Annotated in this window: 13 protein-coding genes; 4 read left to right on the top strand and 9 right to left on the bottom strand. The window is 45.8% G+C overall.

Features of this window, described 5'->3' with window-relative positions:
* Positions 1-44 precede the first annotated feature (44 nt).
* Together EO95_RS15675 and EO95_RS15670 are read left to right on the top strand one after the other, a co-directional pair.
* Positions 45-584: a DUF2284 domain-containing protein gene (locus EO95_RS15675; RefSeq protein WP_048136282.1), complete on the top strand. Its 540-nt coding sequence runs from the start codon at positions 45-47 to the stop codon at positions 582-584.
* 94 nt (positions 585-678) lie between these two features.
* Entirely contained in the window at positions 679-1,548 is an 870-nt protein-coding gene (locus EO95_RS15670) for a DUF1638 domain-containing protein (RefSeq protein ID WP_048136280.1), read from the top strand.
* 211 nt (positions 1,549-1,759) lie between these two features.
* On the opposite strand, the gene EO95_RS15660 is transcribed toward EO95_RS15670, so the two are convergent.
* From EO95_RS15660 to mmcA, 8 genes are read right to left on the bottom strand one after another with little or no spacing between them, the layout of a single operon-like run.
* Positions 1,760-2,095 (bottom strand): DUF4870 domain-containing protein, encoded by a 336-nt coding sequence (locus tag EO95_RS15660; protein ID WP_048136276.1) that lies wholly within the window; start codon positions 2,093-2,095, stop codon positions 1,760-1,762.
* A gap of 52 nt (positions 2,096-2,147) precedes the next feature.
* A complete protein-coding gene (locus tag EO95_RS15655) occupies positions 2,148-2,954 on the bottom strand; it encodes a Fe-S cluster domain-containing protein (RefSeq protein WP_048136274.1) in 807 nt (268 codons plus the stop codon).
* Positions 2,951-3,541: an Rnf electron transport complex subunit RnfA gene (rnfA, locus tag EO95_RS15650; RefSeq protein WP_048136272.1), complete on the bottom strand. Its 591-nt coding sequence runs from the start codon at positions 3,539-3,541 to the stop codon at positions 2,951-2,953. The genes EO95_RS15655 and rnfA overlap by 4 nt, the downstream gene beginning before the upstream one ends.
* Position 3,542: 1 nt before the next feature.
* Complete coding sequence (rnfE, locus tag EO95_RS15645; protein ID WP_048136270.1) at positions 3,543-4,178, bottom strand: Rnf electron transport complex subunit RnfE; 636 nt, start codon at positions 4,176-4,178, stop codon at positions 3,543-3,545.
* Positions 4,179-4,183: 5 nt separating this feature from the next.
* On the bottom strand, positions 4,184-4,744 hold the full coding sequence (rnfG, locus tag EO95_RS15640) for an Rnf electron transport complex subunit RnfG (RefSeq protein WP_235283059.1): 561 nt from the start codon (positions 4,742-4,744) through the stop codon (positions 4,184-4,186).
* Positions 4,741-5,598: an Rnf electron transport complex subunit RnfD gene (gene rnfD / locus EO95_RS15635; protein WP_048136268.1), complete on the bottom strand. Its 858-nt coding sequence runs from the start codon at positions 5,596-5,598 to the stop codon at positions 4,741-4,743. Before rnfD ends, rnfG begins: the two co-directional genes overlap by 4 nt.
* Positions 5,599-6,912 carry an Rnf electron transport complex subunit RnfC gene (gene rnfC, locus EO95_RS15630; RefSeq protein ID WP_048136266.1) on the bottom strand — a complete coding sequence of 438 codons (1,314 nt, stop codon included), beginning with the start codon at positions 6,910-6,912 and terminating at the stop codon, positions 5,599-5,601.
* Between the two features lie 14 nt (positions 6,913-6,926).
* A complete protein-coding gene (mmcA, locus tag EO95_RS15625) occupies positions 6,927-8,405 on the bottom strand; it encodes a methanogenesis multiheme c-type cytochrome (RefSeq protein WP_235283061.1) in 1,479 nt (492 codons plus the stop codon).
* Positions 8,406-9,945: 1,540 nt separating this feature from the next.
* Here mmcA and EO95_RS15615 point away from each other — a divergent pair.
* A complete protein-coding gene (locus EO95_RS15615; protein ID WP_327037174.1) occupies positions 9,946-10,905 on the top strand; it encodes an FAD:protein FMN transferase in 960 nt (319 codons plus the stop codon).
* 92 nt (positions 10,906-10,997) lie between these two features.
* On the opposite strand, the gene thpR is transcribed toward EO95_RS15615, so the two are convergent.
* A complete protein-coding gene (thpR, locus tag EO95_RS15610; RefSeq protein WP_048136258.1) occupies positions 10,998-11,543 on the bottom strand; it encodes an RNA 2',3'-cyclic phosphodiesterase in 546 nt (181 codons plus the stop codon).
* Positions 11,544-11,960: 417 nt separating this feature from the next.
* On the opposite strand from thpR, the gene EO95_RS15600 reads away from it, so the two are divergent.
* Positions 11,961-12,836: a diadenylate cyclase gene (locus EO95_RS15600; RefSeq protein WP_048136253.1), complete on the top strand. Its 876-nt coding sequence runs from the start codon at positions 11,961-11,963 to the stop codon at positions 12,834-12,836.
* Positions 12,837-12,961: the final 125 nt, after the last annotated feature.

Here is a 12,961-nt window from a genome sequence, read left to right as displayed (position 1 = left end):
TTAGAGAGACTGAGAGTAAAAGGATTTAGATGAGAGGGATTTAATTGCCCGAGAATTTACACATTTTAATTGAAAAGGCTTCAAGCCTGGGACTTAAAGTCTACCCCCTGGAATCAGGAGATCTTGTGGTGGAGAACCGGATAGCCCTGAAATGTACCCACGGCTGCCGGAACTATGGAGAGAGGCTTAGCTGTCCTCCCCACATCCTTTCCATTGAAGAATTCAGGAAGATCCTTTCAGAATACAGAGATGCGCTCCTCCTTGTGGAAGAACACGATACTGCAGATGTGCAGGATATCCTCCAAGCCTGGGGAGAACTCCAGAAAGAGTCCTTCCGTAAGATGTTCGAGCTGGAACAGGAAGCTTTCAGGAAAGGTTTTATCTATGCCCACCTGCTCCGGCCCGGCCCCTGCAACGAATGCGAGAGTTGCAACCTGGAAAAGTGCGTAAAACCTGAGTTCAGGCGTTTTCCCCCGGAAGCCGTGGGAGTCAACCTGCAGAAGGTTCTGGAAAAAGCAGGTATTGAGCTTGAGTTTTGCAAGCCTGGAAAAACCGTGTGTGTGGGAGTTCTCCTTGTGGAGTGAAAAAATTAAAAAGGAAAGTCCGGCGGAAAAAACGGAAAACTGAAAGCGGAAAATTGGAAGAGGGAATTAAAAACAGCTGGAAAGAGGTTTTCACATGCCCGTACTGAGTATTATCGCCTGCAGGATGTTTGAGGATGAACTTGCCCATGTCCTTTCGAGCGATAGGGAACTGGAGCAGTTGATTGTGGTTGAAGGAAGGGATAGTTTCGGGCTGCTCCGGAAACTCAAGTCAGATAACCGCCTGCCCGGAACAGCGCCTCTGGACAGGGTTCCTTTTCTCCTGGGAAACAGGCACGGCTCTGGCTTCATGACGATTGCAAAACCCCTGCTTAAGCTTCCTTTTTTCAGGAAAATTCACGAGAAGATGGAGCTCAAAGCGGCTCACAGGGTGACGGTGGTCGTAAACCCGCTCAGGCTGGGGCTTCATGACGATCTCGATCTCCTTAAGTCTGAAGTCTACGGAAAGATCAGGGAGATGGCAGCGTTCTCGGACGGAATCCTTCTCTTTTACTGCAGTTGCGGAGAAGCCTTTGAGAGTCTGGAAGAGGACTTTTCGGGATTTGATTGCCCCCTTTACTGCCTGAAAGACGGAAATGGGGAAGTCGTGGCAGACTGTATAAGCGCCGCCCTCGGGGGAAACGCCGCCTACGACGAAACCATGTACGCCTGCAGGGGGACTGGCGCCCTCTACTTCACGCCTATGTGGGCTTCGAGCTGGAAACAGATGGGGGAAGAAAGGAAGAAATCCCGGAATTTCAACGACAATTTCCTGAAGGATCCGAGATACTCACGAGTTGTAAAAATCGATACCGGCCTTTCATACAACCCTGATTTCCATACAAATATCAGGGATTTTGCCCGCACTTTCGACATGGAAATTGTTGAAGTAAAGGGAAGTGCGGAACTTGCAGAGAAGTCCTACAGGGCTGCCAAAAAAGGTGTTATCCAGCATACTCTGGAATGATTTTTCATAACTCTTTCAAAAATTCATTACCTGGTCGCTCAGCGACATCTCATAACTTTTATACAAAAATAATCCAAAATGAGAAAATAATCCAAAATGAGAAAATAATCCAAAATGAGAAAATAATCCAAAATGAGAAAATAATCCTAAAAGAAAAGGTCGAATTGCCCTTTTTGGGGACAATTCGGATTTTCAGGTTAAATCTGTTTGTTTACTCACCATAGGCAAAATTGTAGGCAATCTTTCCTATGATGGGGATTTTGAACTTTGAGCCCCTGAAAGCCATGTACATCGGAATCACGATGAGCAGCATTCCAGGCATTCCAACACCGTCTGCAATGGCCCAGCCAATCGTTGGGATCCATGCCACAAGGAAGATAAAGAGAACATACGGCAGGAAGAGCAGGACCGACTGCATGGCGTGGAAGCGGACGAACTTGTTCTTGCGCTCAAGGAGCAGGAAGAACAGGCCTGAGAGCCAACCTACAGGGTAACAGAGAGCTGCCACGACATTTTCAGGCAAGCCCAGGAAAGTTTTGTACGGCATATTTTTCACCTCTTTAGTCTTTAAAGGCTGTCAGAAAATAAACGAGCCCGGATTACCGGAGCTCGATTGCCTTCTGCGGGCAGATAGTAACACAGGCTCCACATGCTGTACACTTTTCCTGATCGATTTCAGCCAGGAATTCCGTGACCTTGATAGCGCCTGCTGGGCATTCTTTTTCACATTTCTTACAGCCGATACAGCCGACCTCACAGACTGCCTTAACGTCTTTACCCTTGTCATGGGAACGGCAGAGCACATGCACTTTCTCTGAGTTCCTGGCAAAGGTGAGCACACCGTTAGGGCAGGATGCAATACAGTTTCCGCAGCTTGTACATAGGTTCTTGTTCACAACCGGGAAACCGTCTTCTCCCATGGAGATGGCGTCAAACGGGCAGGCTCTGACACAGGTCCCAAGCCCCATACAGCCGTAGGTACAGCCTTTCCTGGAATCACAGAGCATGAGGGCAGCTTTGCAGCCTTCCACTCCCTGATAATCATAAAGGGTCGTACAGTGAGCCTGTCCACCCTGACAGCGGACAAAGGGAAAAGCCTTCTCGGACTCTGAAACTTCCTGTCCCATGACTGCGCCAATCTGTTTTGCAACGTCATATCCTCCGACCGGGCAGCTGTTTACAGGTGCACCACTGAGGACAATTGCTTCGGCACAGGAAGCACATCCGGCAAATCCGCACCCACCACAGTTGGCTCCAGGGAGAAGGGAAGCGACCTCATCGACCAGGGGGTTGGTTTCCACTTTAAAGACCTTGGAGGCAAATACCAGCATTGCGCCTACCGCAATACAGAGCCCTACAAGCACCGAAACGGTGTTTATGATCACAGTCATAATGTCTGCGGTCATAGTGGAATCACCTTGAAGTAGTTAGCAAAGGACATTGACATGATCAACGCAATGAAGAAAGCGTATGTGACTCCTCTTCCAACTGCTTTTGGGACATAGAGCACGTTACTCCTCTCACGTATGGAAGACATGATGAGCATTGCAACAGTATATCCTACTCCGGCTGCAATCCCGAAAGTAATACTCTGGATGAAGGTGTATTCGTTCATCACATTAAGCAGCACAGCACCGAGCACTGCACAGTTCGTGGAGATCAGAGGCAGGTAAATACCAAGCGACCTGTACAGAGGGGGCATATGCTTCCGGACAATAAACTCTACCAGCTGCACAAGCGCTGCAATCACTATGATGAATGCAATCGTGTTCAGGTACTCAAGCCTCAAAGGAACCAGAATGAACGTGTACAGGAGGTATGAGACGAAAGAGGACAGCGTAATAACGAAGATAACTGCCCCTGACATCCCGGATGCGCTTTTTACGTCCTTTGTGACGCCCACGAAAGAACAGAGCCCGAGGAACTGGACCACCAGGAAGTTCTTAAGAAACACGCCATCCATAAAGATCGCAAATAGAGATGCGTCTGCCATTTTAATCACCTTTCATAGCCTTTAAAATCCTGCGGTAATTGACCATAGTCATCAGGACCCCAATGGTCAGGAAAGCTCCCGGCGACAGAGTCATAACACCTATGGGGTTGTACCCCAGCATGGAGACAAAGTCAATTAACTGGACTCCAAAGAGCTTGATCCCGCCTGTACCCAGAAGCTCCCTGATACCTCCAAGAAGCATTAGCACAAGCAAGAACCCTGAGCCTACACCGAATGCATCAATTATCGAGTAAAAGACTCCATTCTTCAGGGCATAGGCTTCGGCACGTCCGATAACAATACAGTTCACCACGATCAAGGGAATGTACACACCTAAAGATGCGTACATACCAGGCGTAAACGCTTCCATTACCATATCCACTATCGAAACGAAAGTAGCTATGACAATGAGTTCTATTGGAATTCTCACTGTGTCAGGAATTTCTTTTCGAAGTAATGATACCAGCATATTTGAACCGACAAGAACAAATAAGGTCCCTGCAGCCATACCAATCCCGTTTTCAACGGAAGTGGTGACAGCCAGCGTAGGGCAGAGCCCTAACACGAGGCCAAATATGGGGTTGTCCTTGGTAATTCCTCGCATATATTCACTTGCTACACTCCTATTATCACCCATATGAATCACCCTTCCTGAGCTCTTACACCATCGATACCAAAGTGCAGAGCATTCACCACCGTTACGGTTGAAATAGTCGCACCGGAAATGGCATCAACTTTTCCACCGTCTTTGGACAAACTAAGATCAGCCACTGGCAGATTTATGAACTGGGACTTAAAACCGGGTTCCGTAATTTTTGCTCCAAGCCCCGGAGTTTCGGCGTGGGCCATAACTTCCATTCCTGTTACGGTATTGAAGTCCGCGCTTACTCCACCAAGAAGCTCAACAAGGCCCTGTGCACCGGGTTGAGTATTTCGGAAGGCATACCCGACGATATTTCCGGAAGAGTCAACTCCACGGAAGTACAGAACAACAGGATTGCCTTCTGCATCTACCTCGTCCCCATAAACCGGTTCAAAGTCTGCAGCTGCAGGCAGAACCGCTTTTAATGCCTGCTTCTCCTGCTCAGCCTGCAGTACTCCCAACTGCACCTGGGTAGGGACAAAGGTCACTGCCAGAAGTACAGCCGCGAGCGCTGAAAGTACAATCATTTTTATGATAATGTTTGCCGGGGTATTTTTCACGCTTCAACACCTCCAAAAGGCTTTGGAACGGTGGAGCGTTCGATCAGCGGGGAAATGGCATTTGCAAGCAGCAGTCCATAGAAGGTCCCCTCGATATAATTTCCAGTGAAGTACCCGTAAACTACTGTAAGGACCCCACAAGCAACCCCGTAAATAAGTCTTCCATTCCGGGTTATCGGAGAGGTAGAGGTTTCCGTTGCAATGAAAAACACTCCAAGCAGGAAAGACCCTGTAAAGATGTAAGAAAGAGGATCTCCGAGCACAACCACAAGCACCACAGTTGTCAGTAAATACATGAGAGGAATTCTCCACTCAATGTACCTTCTGGCAATGAGGTACAGCACACCGATCATCGCGATGGGGGATGCATCTGCCAGGAACCCGGCTCCTGTCTCAAGGATAAGGTCCGAGAGAGAACCAAGCTGGGGAACTGAGAGAGGTACCATCAGGAAAGGCCAGGAAAGCTTCAAAAAGACCCAGGTAGCCAGTGCGGGGTTGAACATATAAGAGCCAAGCCCCCCAAAAGCATGCTTTACAACCCCTACTCCGAAGACTGCCCCGATAAAGGGTAGCCAGAAGGGGACTGCGGGTGGGACCATCAGTGCGATCAGCAGTCCCAGATAGACTGCATTTCCATCACCGATTGTGACTTTCTGTTTGAATGCCTTTTGGATTGCCAGTTCGATAAAAACTGCACCCAGCACTCCGGCAACAAGATTACCGAGAGCGGGGAATCCAAATAAGTAAATCGAAGCTAAACATAACGGGAGAAGAACAATAAATCTGCTCCACATTAATTTCTTAACCGATACACCTTCCTTTATATGAGGAGGTGGGGATACCGTAAAGGCCATTTATTTAGTCGCCTCCTCCATAGCTTCAGCAGCACTCAGGTTGTGGATCTGAAGCTTTGAGTATTTGATCAATTGCACAAGATGTCTTTTTGAGGGACAGACTACCGCACATGCCCCGCACTCAATGCAGTTCATAGCGTACAGCTGCTCACATTCCTCATATTTACCAAGGTTCGAATAGGATGCAATTCTGGTCGGAAGCAGGTTTACAGGACAGACGTCCACACAGCGCCCACAATGGACACAGGCAATCGATTCATCCCGCAAGACTTCTTCCTTTGTCTGGATGACAATTCCCGTGGTGTTCTTGACCACTGGAGCCTCATCCGTATACACGGCTACTCCGCCCATCGACCCGTTAATAATAAGCTTGCCAGGTTCACCCCTGTAACCTCCGCAGGCATCAATTACGTCCTTTATAGGAGTTCCGAACCTGACAATTACGGACCCGGGCTTGTTGACAGCTCCTGTGACCGTTACTGCGTTTTCAAGGTACGGCTTGCCTTCATATATGGCATCGTATACTGCTTTGGAAGATTTTACTCCGCATACTACCACATGCACATCTGAGGGTTCGTGTCCGAGGGAGATCTTCCTGCCCATCACATCAGCTGAGAGCAGGTTCATCATCGTTGGGGTATAGGTGGTTTTGCCTGCTGCAACCACGATGATCCGGTCGTCAATGTCTTCAAGGTAGTAGTCAGCGTGCCTCTTCCCGATGATCGGGGCAATAGTGAGGGGTTTTCCATCAACTACGGCGCCTTTGAAGGCTTTTATGGACTCCTTGTCATCTGCCCGGACAACAATTACTCCCCTCGAGATCCCACTTGCTTCAAGCATAAGGCTGAACCCTTTGAGAACCTTGTCAAGGGAGTTCAGGTAAGCATGGGTAATCAGGGGGAAGGTTGCATTCATGAGCAGAGTATCGATTCTCTTTCCAGGCTTCAGGGCAAGGTATGTGGGCTTTTCGTAATACTCGACAATTCCCGCTTCCTTGATCATCTGAATTAACCTTGAAGGAGGTGCATTCTTTTCAGGAACGAACTCAACCGATTGTGTACACTCTGAAGGTGTGAGCACAACACTGAGGATTCTCTTTCCGCTGGGGTTTGGCATCAACCCAATTGATTCCACAGTCCCGCAAAAGGGGGAATGGACATAAGCGAGGTCGCTGCCCTCGCATTCCCCCAGCTTCTGGCCGACGAGAACCTCTTCGCCTTTCTTAACCAGAGGAGCACAAGCAATTCCGTCATGCTGCCTCATGGGTATAATCGCCTTTTCAGGCAGTTTATCAAGTCTAATAACATCACTCAAGGTTTGCCGCCTCCTTACAGTGCAGGCTCCGTTTCAACCTCTACAGGTTTCGGCCTGGGATAGGTAACAGCGATGCTCTTTGCAGCTGCTGAGTCTCCTCCCGGATCCTCTACATAACCTATAGATGTCCAGTCAATCACGGCTTTGCTTCCATGGCAGTCCTTGCAGGTCAGAGGAGAAGAAATTCCCACATCTTTGCTGACGATGCTATGTGCGACCTGATAATAAAGTTCCGAAGTCCTCAAGACCGCATCCGGATAATCGGGCTTTCCGTCTCCGTTGGCATCGTAAGCCTGCATTTCGTCCACTGTAACTTTACCATCACCGTCGGAATCCGCTGCCTTCACATACTGTACCGGGATCGGATCTCCAATGGAGATGCTTGTGTTCGGGTTTGCGAGCACTTCAGGATTAGTACCTGCGTCCCACCAGGTTCCGGTAATATTGTTGAACGGGGCAAGCATTACACCTGTGTCATTCCTTGTATCCACGCTTGGAAGGACATCTCCGAAGGTTCCGTTGTGCCAGGCAAGGACAGGCTGGAAGTCTGCTTCCCGGTAAACATCTTCACGTTCTCCATTCTGCCAGCTGAAAGATTCAAGTGGCTTGCCACCCGGCAGATCTCCTCCAGGAAGCTCAGGGATGTGACATGCTTCACAGGCAAGGAATTCCATGTGAGAGTCAGCAAATGGACCGTGTGATATACCTGCATGGCACTCAGCATCGTCACAGCTGCGCATGGTGTCATCATAGTGGCTCTCCGGAAGGTCGGGGGAATCTGAAGTGTTTCCACGTCCGATCTGGTGATCAGAGGTTATTATGAAACCTTCAGTGTGGTGACATTCTGCACATTCAACACCTTTTGCTGCATGGACGTCTGACTCTGCATAGGATTCTTCATCGCCCCACATAACAGCCCTCTGTTCTACATCGGTGATGTGGCACTTCTGGGCACAAGAAGACTCCTGAGGAGCCCCGTTTACATTATCGTGGAAAACGATCAGCAGAGGGTAGGGGGTAAGCAGATTAGCGTTGTAGACAAAAAACTGTATAGGATTGGTCCTTGCAGCAAGGCTGGATTTTGCCATAGCTGCACTGTTTGCATCATCATATTCTCCCTTTTCGATTTTCTCGGCACGGGCTTCGAAATCGTAGAGACCATACTGCTCATGGCACATCATACAGTCAACGCCAACACCATATTCTGCAAGCGGACCTCCACCAGGATGGTACTTCCCGAATTCTTTGACCCATTCCTCTTCTCCGGATGTTTCAAGATCAAAATTTGTGAGGGGAGACCACCGATCCATATCTACCTGTACATGATAAGAATGATTGACATTTTCGTAGACATCGAAGTGACAGCCTCCGCAGACCGTATCGGACCATTCTCCCTTGGTCATGTAGTGGGATGCAATTTGATCATTCCCTGCATATCCAAGAGAAGAATAGGCACCAGCAGCCACGAGAAGCAGCACAGCGACTCCCGACACCAACAGATTTAACCTATTCATAACGACCACATTCTCTTTTTTTGTTCACGTTGTTATGTTCATGCTTGGAAAGAAACAAAGTTCAAATTTCAACAACTTGAAGCTTATATTGAGTAATGAATGAGATTGAAGGATAATTTACGGCTGGATCGTATACGGCCAGGGGTGTACTGCCGTCACTTCCAGGCCTCCAGTGGCATAATCCAGAAACACAAAAGGAAATAATTAACGGAAAACTGAAGCGAGAAGGAACTGGCATGAACGGCTAGCCTAGCTCTTTTTGGCAGATTTGGTTCCCCTGAAGGCTTTTTGATCACCGGCTTTTTCCTTTCCTTGCTTTAGATAGCCATTTTACTCCGAAAAACAAAGCTAAATTCCACTTCAACGAAAAATGTTTGCGTGAGGTAATACTTATTTCTTTCGAAATAAGTTTGAGGGAATTGTACAGACATTAATAAAGTAATAAAAATATATACTTAATATATAGTACGCGACGTATATTAATTAAATATATAAAATGTCTGTAATAGAATTTAAAAATTACACTTTTTTAATATATATAGTTTTCCAAAGAAAATATACATGATTATACATTAAAATCAGGAAGGGAATCTACAAAAGCCAACTGGTGAAAAGAATCCTATTAAACCTTCAAAGAAAAGAAAAAAGCCTGTGAGATATAATAACATAAAAAATATATAAAACCTGTAAAAGTGGTCAGGGTAATCAATAATTAATTATTCAATAACCATTAATCATGAATCAACCAACAAATCAAAGTGAATAACCAGTAAATCAAAGTGAATAACTATAGAACGTCCCGCACAGAACAGGGAATAAATGCAGCAATGATAGAACACAACGAAAGAAATAAAGAAAGACGTAAAGAAAATTACATAAAAGAGCTCATATCAAAAAAATGGACAACAAATAAAAACCAACAAATATAATAAGAAGAAAGAGTTTAAAAATAAATGAAAACCGTTGGAAATAAAAAAGCAATAAAAATGTGAATAAAAATAAAATTTCACCTTCAATTTCAATTTTACCTCGATCTAGTGAACTACCCGCTAAATCTAAAGATTTAACGGGCTTCCCGCGTCCTACCTCGGAGCAACCTCCACAAGTCCACAGGCCGGCGTTTCCGCCCATCCTTACAAGGGATTTATGCTTCCTACCTCGGAGCAAACTCCACAAGTCCACAGGCCCTACCCTCTGTCCCAGAGGTGAAAAATTATTTAATACGAAATATTCTGTTATCCTGTGCTTGGTTATCGCATAGGATTTCAGTACATTATGATAGGGTTTGAAGATAATGATAATGGATAGCGAAAAGAATGTGGGGATATTTAAAGGGATTCATCTCCAGGCTAAAGTATAGGAGCTTTCTCCCTTCTTTCTCGAAAAATAAACATCTGGATAGAATAATAAAATAACCTAAAATTAAAAAACAAGAAGGAAAAATTGATAGAGCATGGATTCAAAATACAAAACACTATTTGCGTTTTTACTGATTATATCCATATTAGTATCAGGCTGCGTGCAGTCTGAACCTGAAGAGGATAGAGAACTTAAGGAGTTTCAACAGACAAGAAGCACTATGGACACTACAGTTACGGTAGCTGTATACGCTTCTAATGACAGCGAAGCTTCGAAGGCAATAGAGGACGCCTTTAGTGAAATATACAGAATTGACGCCCTTATGAGCCCTTCAAAAGAAGATAGTCAGCTTAATATCCTGAATACCAGAGGAGAAGTTGAAAATGCTGACCCTGCTTTTATCTACGTACTGGACCAGTCAAAGTACTATTCAGAGAAAAGCGGAGGAGCCTTTGATATTACCATCCAGCCAGTACTTGACCTCTGGAAGAGTAAATTCCTCCCTGAAGGATCACAGGAACCCCCAACTTCAGATGAACTGAACGAAACTCTCAAACTCGTAAACTACTCGGAAATAAGCACCGAAAATGGGAATGCAAGTCTGAGCCCCGGGATGAAAGTAGCCCTGGGAGGGATTGCAAAGGGCTACGCAGTTGATAAAGCAATCGAGTCTTTGAAGGAAAACGGGATTGAAAACGCTTTTGTCAACGCGGGAGGAGACGGGAGATACATCGGTCAGAAGCCAGATGGCACTTCCTGGATGGTAGGCCTTCAGAACCCTGACAGAAGCGAACAATATGTTACTGCAATTGAAGCTCGCGATATTGCAGTAGCAACAAGCGGAAACTATGAACGTTACTTTAACGAGTCGGCAAGAGTGTCACACATCTCGGACCCGAGAACAGGATATTCTTCTGAAAGCCTTATTAGCAGCACGGTAATTGCCAGAAACGCTATTGACGCCGATGCTTTTGCAACTGCAGTCTTCGTGATGGGAGAAGAAGAAGGGCTTGAGATGATAGAAAATCTCGAAGGCGTTGAATGCCTTATAATAACCGAAGACCGCAGGCTTGTGTACTCAAGCGGATTCAAAGAATATGAAGCAGAAGGCTATAGCTAAAGTCAGATCAGTGTGAGACGTTGTAGTTAAGACACACAGAAGGAACTGATCAGGGTATGGAGGACTTCTAGAGTCCAGAGCAAGAAGACCTGTCAGTCCAGGTATACAGTATGCAGGACCTCATAAATGGGACCTTCAGGGGTTAGAGTGCTTTTCTTCAGAAGCACTTTATTTACCTGCATGCTGCCAATTTTTGTATCTTTTAACTCTTTAAGGGCATCTGCAAAAGCATTTTTTTGATCTTTATTCAGGAATTTTACCCTGGCAAGGGTAGCATGAGCAGTAAATGCCCTCCCGTCTTCTTTGAACTTAAAAGGTTTCAGGGCGGTTTCCACATCATCATGAAGAGTCTCGAAGTTTCCTGTTGCTCCCAGCCACAGGACTTTAGGATTAGAAGGCTTTGGGAAAACCCCGATGCCTTCAATCTGTGCTTCGAAAGGCTCACAAGTAAGAGAATCAAGAGCCTCAGCCAGGGGTTTGACCATTGTTTCTTCAATATCACCGATGAACTTCAGAGTTATGTGAACTATTTCAGGGTTAACAAACTTAAGGTCAAAATCGGAAAATCTCTCCTGGATATGGAGGATTTTTTCCCTGAAACTCGGATCCAGTTCCACTGCTATAAATGTCCTGATCAAAGTTTTCACCAATATAAATTAGAAGAAATAACCAGAAAAATGTTTCTGTCACTTTACCGCTCAGAAAAAAACGAATTCAGGATGACGTTTCCAGGAATCCTGACTACAGTTAAAAAAGGTGAGAAAAAGGAACAGCGAGAATTGAGGAGAAAAATAACAGAAAAGAGAAAAAATAGGAGCAATCACAGAACAATTATAATATATCAAATATTACAACACTACACGGTAAACAAACCTGTTACATATTCAATTACCGGTAATGTTAACTCTGAGAACTAATGTGAACCTATGGAAATGATATTAGCTCGAAGAAATAATAATTAACTTCAAAATCAAACAGCAGAATATAAACTAACCTCAGAGCAAAGAAGCAGGACTGCAAATATAGTTGCATAAAAATAAAAAGGGGTGGACGACATGGACAGAGCACGTATAATTGCAGAGGCGGCAGCCCGTATTTCCCAGAAACTTGATGCTGCCGCAATTATGGTCTCAGGAGATCTGAGCTTTGAGGGGATCGAGACCGGAGGAGTTCCGGTTTATTATATCTCCATGCGCCCGAAAAGCATAATAGATCACCTCGTAGCAACCGGCAAAGAAGGAAAAAGTCCTGTAAAAGAACTCAGCGACCAGCTCAACCGGGAAGCTTCGGGTAACTTTGACCACCTGCAGCATGCCGCAGCCATAGAGTACGTGCTTGAGGGGCCCAAAGGCGGGATTGTTGTTGGTGTTGTCGAAACTCGCGGTTCCAGCTCTATTATAGTCCATAGCCTCGATGAAAACCCTCTGATAAAAGCAATGAAAGAATGTGAAGAGAGGGTCAGGCCTGAAGTCATGAATGCAGTTCTGAAGATTGCTTTTGATATCGCTCTCACAGGCAGGGAAGGAAAAAAAATAGGAGCTGCTTTTATTGTAGGCGATTCCGAAGAAGTCCTGAAACGCTCTCATCAGATAATCCTTAACCCTTATGCAGGCCATGAGGAAATCCACAGAAACGTCCTTGACAAAAAAAACTGGGAATCCATAAAGGAATTTGCCCAGCTTGACGGAGTTTTTGTGATAGATGAAACGGGCATTATCCATGCAGCAGGACGATACCTTGACGTGGATGGAAAAAATATTGATATTGATAAAGGACTGGGAGGACGGCATGTCTCAGCAGCCGCCATCAGCAGGGATACGGTAGCAATCTCAGTTACAGTATCAGAGTCAGGCGGAGTCCTCAGAGTATACAAAGATGCAAAAGAAACCATCTGCATAGAATCCTTACAGCCTGCTACCAGATACATCTGACCTGGAATGCAGGGAAAATGTTTAGCTGCCTGTTAATTAACTACCTGTTAATTAACTGCCTGTTTTTAACTACCTGTTAATTAACTGCCTGTTTATTAGAGCCCTCCGGTGCAGGTATGGAAACT

Origin of the sequence: Methanosarcina sp. 1.H.T.1A.1, assembly GCF_000979295.1 — an archaeon.
Classification (GTDB): domain Archaea; phylum Halobacteriota; class Methanosarcinia; order Methanosarcinales; family Methanosarcinaceae; genus Methanosarcina.
This window is presented reverse-complemented; position numbering and strand designations above follow the sequence as displayed.

What these genes read in the sequence shown, in the direction of transcription:
- EO95_RS15670 (WP_048136280.1), top strand. Translation starts at nt 679, where the DNA reads ATGCCCGTACTGAGTATTATCGCCTGCAGGATGTTTGAGGATGAACTT.
- EO95_RS15660 (WP_048136276.1), bottom strand. Translation starts at nt 2,095, where the DNA reads ATGCCGTACAAAACTTTCCTGGGCTTGCCTGAAAATGTCGTGGCAGCT.
- EO95_RS15655 (WP_048136274.1), bottom strand. Translation starts at nt 2,954, where the DNA reads ATGACCGCAGACATTATGACTGTGATCATAAACACCGTTTCGGTGCTT.
- rnfA (WP_048136272.1), bottom strand. Translation starts at nt 3,541, where the DNA reads ATGGCAGACGCATCTCTATTTGCGATCTTTATGGATGGCGTGTTTCTT.
- rnfE (WP_048136270.1), bottom strand. Translation starts at nt 4,178, where the DNA reads ATGGGTGATAATAGGAGTGTAGCAAGTGAATATATGCGAGGAATTACC.
- rnfD (WP_048136268.1), bottom strand. Translation starts at nt 5,598, where the DNA reads ATGGCCTTTACGGTATCCCCACCTCCTCATATAAAGGAAGGTGTATCG.
- EO95_RS15600 (WP_048136253.1), top strand. Translation starts at nt 11,961, where the DNA reads ATGGACAGAGCACGTATAATTGCAGAGGCGGCAGCCCGTATTTCCCAG.